This window comes from Aerosakkonema sp. BLCC-F183 (assembly GCF_041929145.1).
Lineage (GTDB): Bacteria > Cyanobacteriota > Cyanobacteriia > Cyanobacteriales > Aerosakkonemataceae > Aerosakkonema.
Genome location: NZ_JBHFNU010000087.1, coordinates 182,983 through 198,265, shown reverse-complemented (window position 1 = coordinate 198,265; position 15,283 = coordinate 182,983). Strand labels below are relative to the sequence as shown.

14 protein-coding genes are annotated in these 15,283 nt (G+C 48.0%); 9 read left to right on the top strand and 5 right to left on the bottom strand.

The annotated features are described in order from the left end of the window. Positions 1-125: 125 nt before the first annotated feature. On the top strand, positions 126-665 hold the full coding sequence (locus tag ACE1CD_RS25820; RefSeq protein ID WP_374826696.1) for a hypothetical protein: 540 nt from the start codon (positions 126-128) through the stop codon (positions 663-665). A 188-nt stretch (positions 666-853) separates the two neighbouring features. Here the strand turns inward: ACE1CD_RS25820 and menB are convergent, their stop codons facing one another. Continuing rightward, on the bottom strand, positions 854-1,687 hold the full coding sequence (gene menB / locus ACE1CD_RS25815) for a 1,4-dihydroxy-2-naphthoyl-CoA synthase (RefSeq protein WP_374792855.1): 834 nt from the start codon (positions 1,685-1,687) through the stop codon (positions 854-856). 26 nt (positions 1,688-1,713) lie between these two features. Further along, positions 1,714-2,022 carry a DUF3067 family protein gene (locus tag ACE1CD_RS25810; protein ID WP_374792853.1) on the bottom strand — a complete coding sequence of 103 codons (309 nt, stop codon included), beginning with the start codon at positions 2,020-2,022 and terminating at the stop codon, positions 1,714-1,716. Between the two features lie 226 nt (positions 2,023-2,248). Between ACE1CD_RS25810 and petC the strand changes: the two genes are divergently transcribed. Together petC and petA are read left to right on the top strand one after the other, a co-directional pair. Beyond that, positions 2,249-2,788 (top strand): cytochrome b6-f complex iron-sulfur subunit, encoded by a 540-nt coding sequence (petC, locus tag ACE1CD_RS25805; RefSeq protein ID WP_374792851.1) that lies wholly within the window; start codon positions 2,249-2,251, stop codon positions 2,786-2,788. Between the two features lie 121 nt (positions 2,789-2,909). Then, on the top strand, positions 2,910-3,899 hold the full coding sequence (gene petA / locus ACE1CD_RS25800) for a cytochrome f (RefSeq protein ID WP_374792848.1): 990 nt from the start codon (positions 2,910-2,912) through the stop codon (positions 3,897-3,899). A gap of 327 nt (positions 3,900-4,226) precedes the next feature. Here the strand turns inward: petA and ACE1CD_RS25795 are convergent, their stop codons facing one another. Continuing rightward, positions 4,227-5,816, bottom strand: a complete 1,590-nt coding sequence (locus tag ACE1CD_RS25795) for a glycoside hydrolase family 57 protein (RefSeq protein ID WP_374792846.1) — start codon at positions 5,814-5,816, stop codon at positions 4,227-4,229. A 777-nt stretch (positions 5,817-6,593) separates the two neighbouring features. On the opposite strand from ACE1CD_RS25795, the gene ACE1CD_RS25790 reads away from it, so the two are divergent. Further along, on the top strand, positions 6,594-7,184 hold the full coding sequence (locus ACE1CD_RS25790) for a DUF3038 domain-containing protein (RefSeq protein ID WP_374792844.1): 591 nt from the start codon (positions 6,594-6,596) through the stop codon (positions 7,182-7,184). Positions 7,185-7,363: 179 nt separating this feature from the next. Continuing rightward, positions 7,364-9,694: a DUF4335 domain-containing protein gene (locus ACE1CD_RS25785; protein ID WP_374826695.1), complete on the top strand. Its 2,331-nt coding sequence runs from the start codon at positions 7,364-7,366 to the stop codon at positions 9,692-9,694. Positions 9,695-10,040: 346 nt separating this feature from the next. On the opposite strand, the gene ACE1CD_RS25780 is transcribed toward ACE1CD_RS25785, so the two are convergent. After that, positions 10,041-10,397, bottom strand: a complete 357-nt coding sequence (locus ACE1CD_RS25780) for a hypothetical protein (RefSeq protein WP_374792841.1) — start codon at positions 10,395-10,397, stop codon at positions 10,041-10,043. Positions 10,398-10,760: 363 nt separating this feature from the next. Continuing rightward, positions 10,761-11,018, bottom strand: a complete 258-nt coding sequence (locus ACE1CD_RS25775) for a hypothetical protein (protein WP_374826694.1) — start codon at positions 11,016-11,018, stop codon at positions 10,761-10,763. Between the two features lie 170 nt (positions 11,019-11,188). On the opposite strand from ACE1CD_RS25775, the gene ACE1CD_RS25770 reads away from it, so the two are divergent. From ACE1CD_RS25770 to ACE1CD_RS25755, 4 genes are all read left to right on the top strand, one after another. After that, positions 11,189-12,499: an SPOR domain-containing protein gene (locus tag ACE1CD_RS25770; RefSeq protein WP_374826693.1), complete on the top strand. Its 1,311-nt coding sequence runs from the start codon at positions 11,189-11,191 to the stop codon at positions 12,497-12,499. A gap of 363 nt (positions 12,500-12,862) precedes the next feature. Continuing rightward, complete coding sequence (locus ACE1CD_RS25765) at positions 12,863-13,582, top strand: PspA/IM30 family protein (RefSeq protein WP_374826692.1); 720 nt, start codon at positions 12,863-12,865, stop codon at positions 13,580-13,582. Positions 13,583-13,868: 286 nt separating this feature from the next. Then, positions 13,869-14,669: a PspA/IM30 family protein gene (locus tag ACE1CD_RS25760; protein WP_374826691.1), complete on the top strand. Its 801-nt coding sequence runs from the start codon at positions 13,869-13,871 to the stop codon at positions 14,667-14,669. A gap of 207 nt (positions 14,670-14,876) precedes the next feature. Further along, positions 14,877-15,257 (top strand): hypothetical protein, encoded by a 381-nt coding sequence (locus ACE1CD_RS25755; protein WP_374792831.1) that lies wholly within the window; start codon positions 14,877-14,879, stop codon positions 15,255-15,257. Positions 15,258-15,283: the final 26 nt, after the last annotated feature.

Below are 15,283 nucleotides of genomic sequence, written 5' to 3'. Positions count from 1 at the left end.
ATAGCTGGTTTCTAAAGTATCTCACTCAACCGAACAACGCTGAATGTCGATCGCCCACCATATATCTACAATATTACTTAGATAGCTTAACCAGCCTTTCGCCCCCAACAAGAGATGTAAAGCTTATGCCGATCGAAACTTCAACAAATGTTTACGGTGATGAAATAGTTACCGCAAGTGAATTAAATCGCCAACCAGAACGTATTCTGGATATCGCATTAGAACGTCCTGTAACCATCAATCACAACGATCGCTATTTTGCTTTGTTACCACGCGAACAAATGGCTTTTTGGGTGAAAGCAACAAATGTTTCTAAAACTGTATTTGAACTGATAAATATTGCTTACCGATTGCGCTTAGGAGAGCAAATTGACCCCAATCATCCCTATGAATGGCTAAAAGTATTTGACGCTGCGGAATTAAGCGAAATAATCGCAGAAGTAGAAAATGAATTTCGCCAAATCGGTTTAGAAACTGGTGCTATAGATAGGCTTGATGCGGTAATACATGAATGGTATGAAAGTGCTTTGGCAAATTCTAGCCCAGAACTAGCAATTGCTTTCATTGATGAAGTTGATGAAGTCTTGCTGACTCAGCCAGCCGCTTTTAAAACCACTGAATCTTTCGGGTTGATAGTGGAAAATGTTTGTATATGTTACAGATAGCTGGGATGGTGGGTTACGGCACGGGAACTTAATTATTGGTTGAAAGTTTTGAAATTATCGCCCGTGCCTAACCCACCCTACGATTAAATAAGTTTTTATTATCACTGCTCCTACGCCTCCGTAGTAACTACTTTTCTCTCTCTTGTCCCCCCTCTCCGTTCACGGAGAGGGGGCTAGGGGGTGAGGTTCTACGGCAACCAAGGATACTGGCGAAAATCCGGTTTCCGTTTCTCCAAAAACGCTTGTTTCCCCTCCGCACCTTCCTCAGTCATGTAATACAGTAAAGTTGCATTTCCCGCCAACTCTTGCAAACCAGCTTGTCCATCGCAATCGGCATTAAAAGCAGCTTTCAAACAACGAATCGCGATCGGACTTTTTTCTAATATTTCCCTCGCCCATTTAATCCCTTCTTCTTCCAACTCCTCCACTGGCACTACGCAATTAACCAAACCCATTTCTAAAGCTTGTTTGGCATCATATTGCCGACACAAATACCAAATTTCCCTTGCCTTTTTCTGCCCCACAATTCTGGCTAAATAACTAGCACCAAATCCACCATCAAAGCTACCAACTTTCGGCCCCGTTTGACCGAAAATTGCATTGTCTGCTGCTATTGTCAAATCGCACAAAATGTGCAATACGTGACCGCCCCCGATCGCATATCCCGCTACCAGCGCAATCACCACCTTCGGCATCGTGCGAATCAGCCGCTGTAAATCCAACACATTCAAACGCGGCACACCAGCATCGTCCACATAGCCAGCCGTTCCCCGCACGCTTTGATCGCCGCCAGCACAGAAAGCATACTTACCATCCGTGTGAGGCCCAGCACCAGTAAAAAGCACTACACCGATATTCGTATCTTCGCGGGCATCGGCAAAAGCATCGTAAAGTTCAAAAACAGTTTTGGGACGAAAGGCATTGCGTTTGTGGGGACGATTAATAGTAATTTTCGCGATGCCGTCCGTTTTGTGGTAAAGAATATCTTCGTAGGTTTTAGCAGTTTGCCATTCAACTTGCATAGATAATTGTGTAGAGGACAGAAATCTTATATTATCCACTCCGAAGAGCGATCGCCCAAATCAATCGGAATACTCACCGCCTTACCGAGTCGGGGGCGCTCCCGCGTCTGCACAATATATTGTTCCACCTGCGCCCTAGCACCCCAAGCCTCAACATAACTGGCAATAGTATCTAGATGCGCCATATATTCGGCCTCTGAAAGCGGAAAAGACGCCTGTTCCAGATATTTCCACATAATCTGCACAAAAATCTTGCCCTGAATGCGCCGCACTTGCACATCGTAAGAGTATCCCCATTTATTTAGTATGATTTGGCGTAAGTCTTGTCCGGTCATAGTCCAAACCTGTAAAAATTTTCTCGATCGAGACAACGTGCCTCTAGATTATGAGACGAGCGTCAAAAAATGTAATAATACCCCTGAGATAGTTGTAAACCAGTTTCTCAAAGCATTTTTGAGACCTTGCCAGAGAGCGGCAGATTGCACGTTCGCGACGCATGGTGGGAAAAATCTGAGCTTAGACTCAGAAATCTTGACAAAGATACACACTCAAGCATAAGTTATGGCTCAAGTTTCGGGATCTGCTGACGCACCCGATATGGGGCGTCGTCAGTTTATGAATTTGCTAACATTTGGCACCATCACGGGAACGGCACTGGGAGCCCTCTATCCGGTAGTCAAATACTTTATCCCCCCATCTAGTGGTGGTGGTGGTGGTGGCGTCACCGCCAAAGACGCTCTCGGTGGCGAGATCGTAGTGAGTGAGTTTTTGACCGCTCATAATCCGGGCTCGCGCACCCTCGCCCAAGGACTCAAAGGCGACCCCACCTACATTGTGGTAAAAGAAGACAAAACGATAGCCGATTACGGAATCAACGCCATCTGCACCCACTTGGGCTGCGTCGTACCCTGGAACGTCGCCGAGAACAAATTTAAATGTCCCTGCCACGGTTCTCAGTATGACAGCACCGGAAAGGTAGTGCGCGGGCCAGCACCGCGATCGCTCGCACTCGTTCACGCCAACGTTCAAGACGACAAACTCGTCTTGACACCTTGGACAGAAACTGACTTCCGCACCGGCGAAGAACCCTGGTGGGCGTAAGCGATTTTAGATTTTAGATTTGAGATTTTAGATTCAATCAAAAATCCAAAATCTCAAATTGACTTGCTCAGAGAGCATACCTATTGAATTGACATTGGTCACGGAATCGTTGTTATTACAGATGAAAAAAGTTTGTTTATCGGCGATACGCTTCAGCAGTAAGTGGGCGATTACCAAAATAGCACTGCTGGCGATCGCAACCTTTACCCTCTTCTTCGCCAGCGATTTAGCACTTCCAAAGCCAGCTGCCGCCTACCCCTTCTGGGCACAAGAAACCGCCCCCGAAACGCCCCGCGAACCCACAGGGCGGATTGTTTGCGCCAACTGTCACCTGGCTGCTAAAACCACCAAAGTTGAAGTACCCCAATCCGTTCTCCCCGACACAGTATTTGAAGCCGTCGTCAAAGTTCCCTACGACACCAGCGTGCAGCAGGTAATCGGCGACGGTTCCAAAGGCGGTTTGAACGTCGGTGCCGTCCTGATGTTGCCCGAAGGCTTCAAAATTGCCCCGGAAGACCGCATTCCGGAGGAAATGAAAGAAAAAATCGGGGATCTGTATTACCAAACCTACAAAGAAGGTCAGGATAACGTAATTATCGTCGGGCCTCTACCGGGCGAGCAATATCAAGAAATTGTCTTCCCAGTTCTTTCCCCCAATCCCGAAACCGACAAAAATATCCACTATGGCAAATACGCCGTTCATGTGGGTGGCAATCGGGGTCGCGGTCAAGTTTACCCCACCGGCGATCGCACCAACAATAACGTATTTAACGCTTCCGCCGCTGGTACCATCACTCAGATTGCCAAAGCTGAAGACGGCAGCTCTGAAGTAACAATTACAACCGAAGCAGGCGAAACAGTCGTCGATACGATTCCCGCCGGCCCAGAATTGATCGTTACTGAAGGTCAACCCGTAACCGCAGGCGAAGCCTTAACCGTAAACCCCAATGTGGGTGGATTCGGTCAGGCTGACACCGAAATCGTCTTGCAAAGCGCCTCGCGGATCAAGTGGCTGATGATATTCTTCGCCGGCATCATGCTCAGCCAAGTTTTACTGGTGCTGAAGAAGAAACAAATCGAGAAAGTGCAAGCCGCCGAGATGAACTTCTAGGTTTGACTTGACACACATCGACAAAATAATTTTTTGGGGACAGGCAATATGCCTGTCCTTTTTCAATTCTAAATTCACACAATCTTTTATAGATATTTTGCAAAAATATAGGCTTTCCCTGCGATAAGCTAACATCGAATTAAACCGTGAAAAAAGTGCCAAGAAGATAACCTCACGGGATAAGTGTAGGAGTGGTTAAGTAGGTTAGCGATCGCAGATAGATTAAGCTTTTAAGTTGTTCCTATAAAGTTAACAAACTCACCGATCGTAACGTGTGTCTGCCCCACTTAACGCGATCGTACAAGTGGGGAGCGATAAGCCTAGCTATTACATAGAGCGATAAATGCGATAGTTAATATTCGGAAAGATATTGTCAATTGCCTCAACTTTTCCCAGCCAACCGCTGTCAACTTTACTTGCCTTAATATCCTCGTATAGCTTATTGAAACGCATCAAATGCGATCGCGTCCGGCGTACCGCATAAGGCACCATCGTACCAGTCCTCATAATAAACGCCCAATCAGAAGACTGGGCAAGCAGCAATTCTCGCGCCGCCTGATTCAGCGCCCGCCACTCCAATTCGTCCACCGGTTCTCCAGCGGCTAACTCGATCATTCGTTCTGCCGTCTTGTGCAGGTACGGATAAATCCAAGAATTAGTATCGTTGAGCCAATACTCGTGGAATCCCTTATAACCCCAGCTTGACTGTGCCAGACGGCAGACTTGTTGTTTCGGGTGAGTGCGGAGATAGTCTGCCAAATGAGTCACCGCGTAAGTTTTTTGATCGTACCAGGACTTGCGGAACAAAAAATCCAAAAACCAAGGCCCTTCAAACCACCAGTGACCGAATAACTCCGCATCGTAAGGACAGACAATAATAGGAGGCCGCTGCATAGCTTTGTAGAGATGCTGCACTTGCTGCTGCCTGTTATACATAAAATTGCCTGCGTGTTCTAGCGCCTTTTCCCTCGCCCAATACGGGTCGTAAAGAGCTTTTTCTGCCAAGCCCATACCCCGAGCGGTGATTTTGTGGTACTTGATACCGATATTTTTGCGTTGCCCGTTCGGCATAATGTAGGGCTTAATGTATTCGTATTCCGCTTCCCAACCTAAATCCTTATAAAACTCCCGATATTCCGGATCTCCCGGATACCCCAGTTGAGTAGACCAAACTTGATGCGCCGATTCGTGGTCGCGACCGAAAGCAGCGATACCTGCCTCAGTATAAACAGGAGCATAAGTGCCAAAACTGGGGCGGGGGCTACCGTAGAGAACCCCATGACCGTCAATCAGGAAATAGCGCAGACCGGCATCGGCTAGCATCCGCTCCAATCCATTATAGTAAGCGCACTCCGGCAACCAAATACCTTTAGGAGGGCGTCCAAAGTTTTCCTCATAGTGTTCGCAGGCTACCTTAATTTGAGCCCAAACAGCCTGCGGGTACATTTTCATCAGTGGCAGATAGCCGTGGGTAGCACCGCAGGTGATGATTTCCAGGTTGTTACTATCTAAATATTGTTTAAAAGCGCCAACCAAATCGCAATTATAGCTTTCCCAAACCTTACGAGTTTCGTGAAATTCTTGAGCGTAAAATTCCGATAGGTAACGAAGATGACCGTGATGCTGATTGTGTAGAATTTCCTTTTCGGCCAGTTCTTCCATTTTGGCTAAGTGGGCATCGTAGCGCTCTTGCAACAAGGGATCTCGTAGCATTGACACCAAAGGAGGTGTCAGGCTCATAGTCATTTTGAACTCAACCCCGTCTCGTTTCAATCCCTCAAACATCCGCAATAGGGGAATGTAGGTTTCGGTAATGGCTTCATAAAGCCACTCTTCCTCCAGCACATAGTCACTTTCGGGATGTCGGACAAAGGGCAGGTGGGCGTGAAGTACAAGAGCGAGATAGCCAATAGCCATAATGATTCGATTGAGGTGAATTGAGGTCGAACGGACGCCGGACGCAAAGGGCTTTACAGTATTTTAAGATTTTAAGGCCAAAGCGGTAGTATCCGAATTATCACCTGAATGGCTTTGTTCCCGGTTCGCGGTTCATAGTTATCGCTCTTTGGGATAAACCTTGACACTCCTCGACCTAAAGGTACGAGGATTCTTGGGCTGAATCCAGCCGCCACTAAGTAAACTGAGCTTTGGTCTTACAGTTTCATATCTAGTCCGACGACACCTTTTACAGCAAGCACTCTTTAGGAATAGTCCCCAAGCGTGCATTTCCGTATTCCCTACGGTATTTAATTTCTATTTTCTCCCACCTATGCCATATTTTTTTTAGAGGGTAGTGAGGCATTGGGGCAACCCAAGAGGATTGGTGGCATCAGTCTTTATCCAGCGAGTAAGTTCGTATGCCACAACTACATCTTGTGTTCCGCTTGCGTTCAATTTTACTAAAAGCCGTCGTAGAACGAGGGGGTTTTCAACCCAATTTTTCAATAAATCGATCTAAATAAGGTATTGTGCATTTAAATTTAAATATCTTTCTGACAAAGGAACTTTCACAGCAGGAGAGCCCAGGAGAGGAAAATCAACAGATCGCAAATTGCCAATACCCTATGTTCTATACCCAATTGCCCAATTAGCAATCCCCTTTTATCCTGGTAAATCCGTTCAACTCAGGCACTCTCCTGTATCAGAACTTGTAACTGACAGACGATCGACTGTCTTCTCTTTTATTCTGAAGGTATGCGCTCGAAAGCATTGTCCGCTAAGCCAACCCCTAACTGGGAGGACTTCACTCTAAACGCCTCGCCAGACCCAACGCAGTTGGATAATATCAAAGCCCAGCTGGATTTAGTTTTGCTAGCTCTAGAAGCATTAGCGGGAATTGGTTCGGAAGCAATACTCGCAGCTGCGGCGCAGCTGAATTTAGAGTCAATCGTTGCCGATCGAGTTTCCTTGTGGCGTCTGCGCCAGTCCAGTCCCTTACGCAAAAGCCAGGGAGGACGTAAAAAGTTGGATGTAGAGGAAGCGCGATCGCTAGTTTTGATTATCTGTCACCTAGCCAAACAACACCAAGAGCTAATCCGTCGCGCCGTCGCCCTCCTAGAACAGCTAACCGAGCAAAACCAAAAACCCCATCAAGCTGCCCTGCTTGGAGATTATATAGATACCTTTACGAACAAATACCAAGAGCGCATGGAGGATGGCGACAACTGTTCTTCTGAAGTTCTCACACATTTGGCTCTCAAACTCTCGATCGATCTGCTGTTTTATAGCAGTCCCGGCGGTCACCGCCGTCTTTGGTTAGCACTCCTGGGAAAAAGTAAAAAATAGAGAAAGTCAAAAGTCACTCATTCAAAAGTCAAAAAGTGGATAGGGGAGTGGGGGAGCTATTGAGCGGGGGAGTGGGGGAGCTATTGAGCGGGAGAATAAATCTTTCCCCTTTTCCCCTTTCCCCTTTTTCCGACGCCCTAACCCCTAACTCCTAACCCCTAATCCCTAACCCCTAACCTATGCACTCGTCCACCTCAGTTCTGCGACGCTACACCCCACCCACCTGTACCCTAGAAATTGCAGCCAAGGGATCGCCCTTATCCCGCTGGGTTGGTCGCCCCCTAGTGCAGCGGCTAAAGTTTACGCTGCACTTCGACGATCCGCGAGTGCCAGAGGAAAAACGAGTTACCGTGCGTGGGGATCGAACCCAGCTGCAAGCGCTCTGTGACGTAGTTCAAACCTATGTGCAAGATTTTATCGGACAATCGCCCGATCGTTTGAATGCCTCGTTATTGGCATCAGCACCTACTGACGAAACCGAATTACCGGACACGGATGGCAGAGCGACCAACAGTTCTGCGGACACAACTGCCACCTTGGAAATATCCGAATTCGATCGCGCAGATAGTGAAGAAATTCCACAACATCACATATCCCAATCCTCAGATCTAAGCTCTGTCTCGACAGACTTAGAGCATTTGCAGTCAGATCGAATAGAAAGCAGCAACAATCCTACAGCTGCTTCAGTCGATCGAACAGACGAAATTTTCCTGCAACCAAATGGTTTGCTTTTTCACGACCTGTATTTGGGTTCCTTGGCTACAGAGAGTTCGGGATCGGTTATTCATCTCAGTTTGCTGCAATTATTTGACTTAGCCACCGCTTTAGATGAGTACACCTCCGAACTAGAGCTATTGCCCAATCTAAATAGCGCAGCAGGAACTAAAACTCCTGTCGTATGGGCAAAAATTGCCGCTCTGGCTCTGGTGACGGTGGGCATAAGCACAGCTGCGGTGAAAATGCTGGATCGAAAAACTACTAACCCAGAAACATCCCCAACCGTAGCAACTTCACAGCCTACTCCCACCGAACAGCCACAAGTTGCTGTTGTTCCCACACCCCTACTAACACCGGGAGTACCAACACCGGGAGTACCAACGCCACCCCTGTCTTCGCCGCAAACGTTGCCAGCACTACCGCCATCGGCATCTTCACTATCTCCCACTCCGGGAGCGATCGTACCACCTGGAAGTGCTGTACCTCCCACTCCCGGAGCGACAGTATCACCTGGAAGTGGTGTATCTCCCACTCCCAGTGTTCCCCCGTCGGTGACTGCCCCAGCACCGCCCAATTCTACGACTGCACCCTCAGCGAGTATAAATGGGCAAGCACCTCCTTCCAGTCCATCCCAGTCCGAGCAATATAAACTCCCCCTTAATTCCGATGTATCGCAGTCAGGAACTGGAAGTCAAACAAGATCTCAAAAACCTGTCACCGAGCGCACGACTGTTCAAATTATTCCTTCACCAACAGCAGCGACGCCCGCACCTAATGGTGCGATCGTACAAACCTCAAAACCGAGCGATCGCACTTCAGTTCAGCCAACTCCTTCACGAACACCAGCGCAACGTCAAGAACGTCCCGTCGCATCCAGTTCTAACCAATCTGTTACTGCAACGGCATCTGGTGCTTCAGTTTCAGCCAAATCCAAACCAACTCCTCAAGTTACAGCTACTCCCACTCAGCCAATGGCGCGAATCACACCGCCACCAGCGCGGGAGTTACCGCGCATCGCCGCACCACCCGCCCAAGAGTTACCGCGCATCGCCGCACCACCCGCTCAAGAGTTACCGCGCATCGCCGCACCACCCGCCCAAGAGTTACCGCGCATCGCCGCACCACCCGCCCAAGAGTTACCGCGCATCGCCGCACCACCCGCCCAAGAGTTACCGCGCATCGCCACACCACCCGCCCAAGAGTTACCGCGCATTACTCCACCACCCGCCCAGGATGTACCTTCCATTGCTACAGCACCCTCACAGGAAGTACCTCGCATCACACCGCTTCCCACTCAGGAGATGCCCGCCATTAAACCGCCTGACACTCAGGAATTTCCTCCGATTACACCGCCTCCCATTCGGGAGTTGCCTCAAATTGCGACAGCTCCTACTCAAACTGCTAATGTTAAACCGCCTGCTGGGGCGCGAAGTAACTCTCCCGCCGCCCAGCCAAGCCCCAGCGCCACTGCTGTAGCGAGGGGAAATAGCAGCACCACTCTGTTTGACGCGATCCCCCAAATAGGAGAGGCGAGAAATTATTTCCAAAGTCGCTGGCAACCTCCGGCAAGCTTGACACAACGTTTGGAATACAGTCTGACATTAAATCATGATGGGTCGATCCGTCAGATAATTCCTCTGGGCCAATTGGCAAAAACTTATATCGATCGCACCGAGATGCCTTTGGTGGGTGAAAGTTTTGTTTCTCCTATTGAAGGAAAACACAGCCCTAAAATTCGAGTAGTTCTCAGCCCCGATGGTAAGGTCGAAACATTCTTGGAATCTTTAAATTGACCCACGAGAATTCGGCAACTCGTCTGCTTGACATTTGGGCATTGCGATCGCCGAAATGTTACAAAAGCTAAACCAAAAGTCGCACCTTCTTTTCTGGAAAAGGTGCGACTGTGAATGCAACCCTTTAATAAATCTAAATTTCCGACTAAACAGTAGTTTTTTTGGCTCCATAAGACTCGCAGATTGTTTAGGAGATTACGGAAATTTATATTGATTTTAATGTGCCTTTATTAACAACCCATTTGAAAAATTACTGAAATATTGAGCGAGAGGGGTTGATTCCCGTGTGGCTACACAATCAATGCTTCAGCATTTGCGGTTTCATTTTTGTCATACCAGGTTGCATTCATAGAGCTAACTCTGTTTGCCCTCTCCTCCTCTGCTCCTCTACTTCTCTGCTGTCCCAATCTGCTATCTTTGTACGCAACTCAGTTCCAGGGGTGGAGGCACTTTTTGCCTCGGAAACCTTTAACTCAGAACTTTCTAAGGGCAGCACTTCCTGCAACAAGAGCATTTCCTTTTGCCAATCCAGCACCTCTTGGAAACCTTCCCAAGAAGGAGCAAATGGTGGGATCGCCAGAGAACAAGCCTTCCAGGTGCTGCGAACGTGTACGCCTAGTTGTTCGCAATTGCCGCCCCGGCGTCCCTCTGGCGTGTAGTACCGACAAGACCGACAGGCTGAAGCCACAGGATTTACAGTCATGAAACCTCTTTCCCTTTTAGGAGTTCCCCTGGGTGCGTAAGTTTTCTAATCTTCTTTTATATTTATGACAAATCCCTCAGCAGCCATAGAAGCCATCAACTCACGAGCCTGTCTGGGTTTTAGCGATCCCCAAATAAAAATAAATTTTAGATTTTTTTCATTTTTCGGTTAAGAAAACTATACAAATTTGGAGAATAACTGTACGGATTTCTATAGAAAGTAATTTGGGATCAAGGGAAACGTCAACTGGTCTTTTTGTGTGAGATGCTCGCTCGTCCTCAAAAAGGCAAATCCAAAATAAATATATCTTAAGATAGAGTAAGATTTACAATTTTACTCTAAAATGCGATTTTTGGTGAATACTCATATCCAAGGTGAGAGGTTAGAAGTCACGATCGAAAAGTAACGGAAAATTAGGATGCCCCGCTCTGTCAACTCGGTTTGTGGCCCACAAGTGCGTAAGCACCGATCAACTGCCCCACCCACGAGGGGATGGGGCTTGTAACTAACCCGCAAGGTTGTCACATCTGGCAGATTGACTGCTGCCTGTTCTACCGATAATAAAATGACCTTGCTGGCTGATGTGGCTGCTTGACTTGCAACAGCGGAAGAGATGGCCATCGCTTACCCAATGAGAATGAGTGGGGTAAGTGAACCTGGTTTTCCAAAAATCCTAAAATGTCACTGAGAGATATAAAAACAGCTAGGGTAAAAGGTAAAAAAAGCAAAACTTCGGTTAAGGCTATTTGATTTTTACTTTTTACTGATAAATATCCGGTTAGGAGTGTGTAATGAGTCAACTGTCCCCCACCCAGCCAAGAGCCACTTCATCAGCAACTCAGCCCTATTCGCCTGTCCTGCAAGGTGTTTTAACTAGCTTGGACGTGCAGCTGGAGGATGAACTAGCCCGATATCGGCGTTTGTGCCCTGCCAAAGCTGTTCCACCCCGTCCTGTTGGGCGTCCCCAAGTTCGCAAGACTTTAGATCTGATCTCGATTCCAGCCACAATCGGCAGAACTGAAGCGCCAATTCCAGCAACGACAGCGCCTGAAAGCCTGCCACCATTTACGAGCAAAAATGATGTTCCTATTGAAGCTGAAGTTGGCGATCGCGAATCGGATACCTCAAATGGGGCGATCGCAATGCCCGATCTTGCGATCGATCCCAGCTCAACCCCTAATTTAGAACATTCCCCTATTTTGGCAGGAGCAAAGGGCAATTTTGTCACTCCGGTTACTGCACCGATGCCGCCCAGCGAGTACTTGGAACCATCACCAGCATCGTTAGAACATCTGGGACAACAAAAAGCGACCGTCGAAGCAGAACGCAGTTTTGCAGATAACCTGCTCAGTCCCTTGGGAGTTGGCTCGATGTTGCTGTTATTGCTCTCCAGCGCCACCTTGGGCTACATAGCAATGAATCCGTCCAGCCTCAGTCACCTATCTGTGGGCAGATTTTTTGCATCTGGGAATTTAACAGCTGCCAACTCTGCGGAAAAAAACCTAAGTGCTGGGGAAACAAAAGCAAGAGAAAAGGGGATTCCCAATTCGCCGAATCTGGCTTCCCAAGAATTTGTGGATTTGAATTTGAGAAGCTTGAGTACCCTCAAGCCGAAAAATTTGGCAAAACTTCCACCATTACCAACACCTAGCTCTCAGTTGCCGGTAAATCTACCTGTACCTCTGCCCAGTCCCGTGGCTGACGCTATACCTATAGATTTACCGGCAGCACTGTTACCCTCGTCAGTTCAATCAGGTGTTTTGCCCCAGCTTGGGGATCGGCGTCCCGTTACTCTGCCGCCACCAGCCCAATCCAACAAGGCTACTCAAGGAATTGCTAGGTTGGCACCTGCTGCTAACAAGCCAAATCCACCAAAAGCTAAATCTACACCGGCACAGGAGAATAAGTTTTTGGTTGTGACTGCACAAAATAGCGATCGCTCTCTGGCACAAGTCCGAAAGACAATCCCTGAAGCCTTTGTCCGCCGCTTGCCCCAAGGCAACCGCATCCAAGTCGCTTCTTTCCCCTCTGAGTCCCAAGCGCAAAAAAAGGTTCGCGAACTGCAAAAACAAGGGATATCGGCTCAGGTTTATCGTCTTTAGAAGCAGGGGTTAGGGGTTAGGGAAAGTCAAAAGTCAAAAGGCAAAAGGCAAAAGTCAAAAGTCAAAAGTCAAAAGGCAAAAGTCAAAAGGCAAAAGGCAAAAGGCAAAAGGCAAAAGTCAAAAGTCAAAAGTCAAAAGGCAAAAGGCAAAAGTCAAAAGTCAAAAGTCAAAAAGAAAAGGGAAAATATTAATTCTTTCGCTCCCCCACTCCCCCACGACCCCGCGACCCCACGACCCCGCGACCCTGCCCCCCTGCCCCCCTGCCTCCTTTTTACTTTTTGGTTAAAGAGCGAGATACTATGAGGGTAGTCTTGCGGCTGATGCCCTTTCAACTTTCAAGCACCAAGGGAATGGAGAGCGGATATGGGACTGATTGACCGTATGCTGCGGGTGATTCGCGCCAATATCAATCATTTAATCGGTGAGGCGGAAGATCCAGAAAAGATTCTGGAACAGACAATTCTGGATATGCAGGAGGATTTGGTTGATCTGCGGCAGGCTATAGCTGGAGCGATCGCTACCAAGAAACGCACCGAACGAGACCTCAGCAATGCTCAGTCTAACGCGGATTCTTGGTACAACCGCGCTCAACTGGCTTTGCAAAAAGGCGATGAAAATTTAGCCCGGGAAGCTTTGACGCGACGCAAATCTTACCAAGAAACGGCTTCTGCTATGAAGGGGCAGTTGGAAAGCCAAAACACCATTATCGATCGGCTCAAACAAGATTTGAGAACTTTGGAGAGCAAAATCGCCGAGGCAAAAACGAAGAAAGATATGTATATTGCCCGCGCTCGCTCTGCACAGGCATCTCAGAAAGTAAATGAGATGATGGGGCGCTTCAACCCCAGCGGTTCTTTAAGTGCGTTTGAGAGAATGGAGGAGAAAGTCCTGCAACTGGAAGCGCAGTCAGAGGCGATCGCGCAACTGGGAACTGACGATCTGGAAAAGAAATTTGCTGCCTTAGAAGGCGGTAGCGAGGTTGACAGAGAACTGGAGGCGATGAAGGCAAATATGCTCAACGGTAACAATGCCGCGCAGTTACCGTCGAGTCAGTCATCTGCTCATAAAAACGCCCAAATGTAGTGAAAACTAGAAAACTGCCTAATTCCTCTAGGTTGAGTCGAGGCACTAACGTGCAGATCCCTGTCGGAAGTTTTTAAACTGGAATATAAGCAATCTTTTTTTTCCATCGCTCGATCGAGGTTTTCTAATTCCCTGTAGAGAGCCTCTTACACTTGAAACTATATGGATGATGGTTTCGGGCTAACCGAATTGAGCATACAGTTAACTCCATTTTCCGGCAAGTCAGCCTTTGCCAGAAACCTGGCTTTCATCCGACCTCGTACACCCCAAAAGGAAAAACAAAGTTATGGGACTGTTTGACCGTCTGAGCCGAGTAATCCGGGCCAATCTCAACGATGTTGTCAGCAAAGCTGAAGACCCGGAAAAAATTTTAGAACAGTCGATCGTTGATATGCAGGAAGACCTGGTGCAACTGCGCCAAGCAGTTGCTCAGGCGATCGCTACTCAAAAACGCACCGAGCAACAGTACAATCAAGCTCAATCCGAAGCGAATGGCTGGCAAAGTCGCGCTCAACTGGCTCTGCAAAAAGGAGATGAAAATCTTGCCAGAGAAGCTCTGCTGCGGAAAAAATCTCTTGCCGATACGGCAACTGCCCTCAAGCAGACTTTGGATCAGCAGACTACTCAGGTGGATACACTCAAGCGCAATTTGATCGCTCTGGAAAGTAAGATTTCCGAAGCGAAGACGAAGAAGGATATGCTCAAGGCGCGGGTGGCGGCGGCAAAAGCTAACGAGCAGCTGCAACAAGCGGTGGGTAAGCTAGGTACCAGCAGCGCTATGGGTGCCTTTGAGCGGATGGAAGAAAAGGTTTTGATGATGGAAGCGCGGGCTCAGTCGGCACAAGAATTAACCGGTACTACTCTAGAACAGAAATTTGCTGCTCTGGAAGGCAGTAGCGATGTTGATGATGAATTAATGGCGATGAAAGCAGCTTTGACTGGTTCTTCACCACCAGCGGCTTTACCCGGTTCTGCACAAAATACTTCATCATCTACTTCATCATCTACTTCTCCATCTGCTTCCTCATCCAGTTCGGCAGTTGACCGGGACTTGGAAGAGCTGCGAAAGCAAATCGATGGGCTCTAGGTTGGAGCTGCGATCGCATAGTTCAACAATATCAGTCTGGATAGTTACTTCTATTCTTCTAGTTAAGACTGGGTTTAGAGTAATGTCCAGGCTGTATTTTCGATGGGCTGAGTCTATTGGTATTCAAATTCCGTTACAATCGCAAAAGTGCTGTCAACGAATTCGGCAATATTACTCCATTAACTCCTCCCAACCGCTCTTTGCCCTATGCTCCAAGAACTTTTTCCTTTTAAGTTGGCGTTGGATGCCACTGCGATCGCCGGTACGGGTTTGTGGTCGCTGGCTTTGTATCTGGGCTTTTGGTCAGTCAGCGAGTGGCTGATGGAGCAACTGAAACGCTGGTTTAATTTTGCTGAGCGATCGCTCTATACTTCGGACGCAGAATTTGAACGCACCCGTCGTGCTAGAGAAGCTCAAAACTCATTTTACGCTTCTATCTTTAGTATTATTCCATTTTTGCTTGTGGGCAGTTTGTGCAACTGGGGCGTAGAACTTTCTTTGGGACGCAGCTGGGCAATTAGTGTTGGTATGTTAGCCTGTATTGGCTGTGGCATCTACGAGCTGGGACGCCGCGATGGTCAAAATTGAAAAGTCAAAAGTCAAAAGTCAAAAGT

Coding starts and splice junctions, on each gene's coding strand:
- petC (WP_374792851.1), top strand. CDS start 2,249: ATGGCTCAAGTTTCGGGATCTGCTGACGCACCCGATATGGGGCGTCGT.
- ACE1CD_RS25780 (WP_374792841.1), bottom strand. CDS start 10,397: ATGACTGTAAATCCTGTGGCTTCAGCCTGTCGGTCTTGTCGGTACTAC.
- ACE1CD_RS25765 (WP_374826692.1), top strand. CDS start 12,863: ATGGGACTGATTGACCGTATGCTGCGGGTGATTCGCGCCAATATCAAT.
- petA (WP_374792848.1), top strand. CDS start 2,910: ATGAAAAAAGTTTGTTTATCGGCGATACGCTTCAGCAGTAAGTGGGCG.
- ACE1CD_RS25820 (WP_374826696.1), top strand. CDS start 126: ATGCCGATCGAAACTTCAACAAATGTTTACGGTGATGAAATAGTTACC.
- ACE1CD_RS25760 (WP_374826691.1), top strand. CDS start 13,869: ATGGGACTGTTTGACCGTCTGAGCCGAGTAATCCGGGCCAATCTCAAC.
- ACE1CD_RS25810 (WP_374792853.1), bottom strand. CDS start 2,022: ATGACCGGACAAGACTTACGCCAAATCATACTAAATAAATGGGGATAC.
- ACE1CD_RS25785 (WP_374826695.1), top strand. CDS start 7,364: ATGCACTCGTCCACCTCAGTTCTGCGACGCTACACCCCACCCACCTGT.
- menB (WP_374792855.1), bottom strand. CDS start 1,687: ATGCAAGTTGAATGGCAAACTGCTAAAACCTACGAAGATATTCTTTAC.
- ACE1CD_RS25755 (WP_374792831.1), top strand. CDS start 14,877: ATGCTCCAAGAACTTTTTCCTTTTAAGTTGGCGTTGGATGCCACTGCG.
- ACE1CD_RS25775 (WP_374826694.1), bottom strand. CDS start 11,018: ATGGCCATCTCTTCCGCTGTTGCAAGTCAAGCAGCCACATCAGCCAGC.
- ACE1CD_RS25770 (WP_374826693.1), top strand. CDS start 11,189: ATGAGTCAACTGTCCCCCACCCAGCCAAGAGCCACTTCATCAGCAACT.
- ACE1CD_RS25790 (WP_374792844.1), top strand. CDS start 6,594: ATGCGCTCGAAAGCATTGTCCGCTAAGCCAACCCCTAACTGGGAGGAC.
- ACE1CD_RS25795 (WP_374792846.1), bottom strand. CDS start 5,816: ATGGCTATTGGCTATCTCGCTCTTGTACTTCACGCCCACCTGCCCTTT.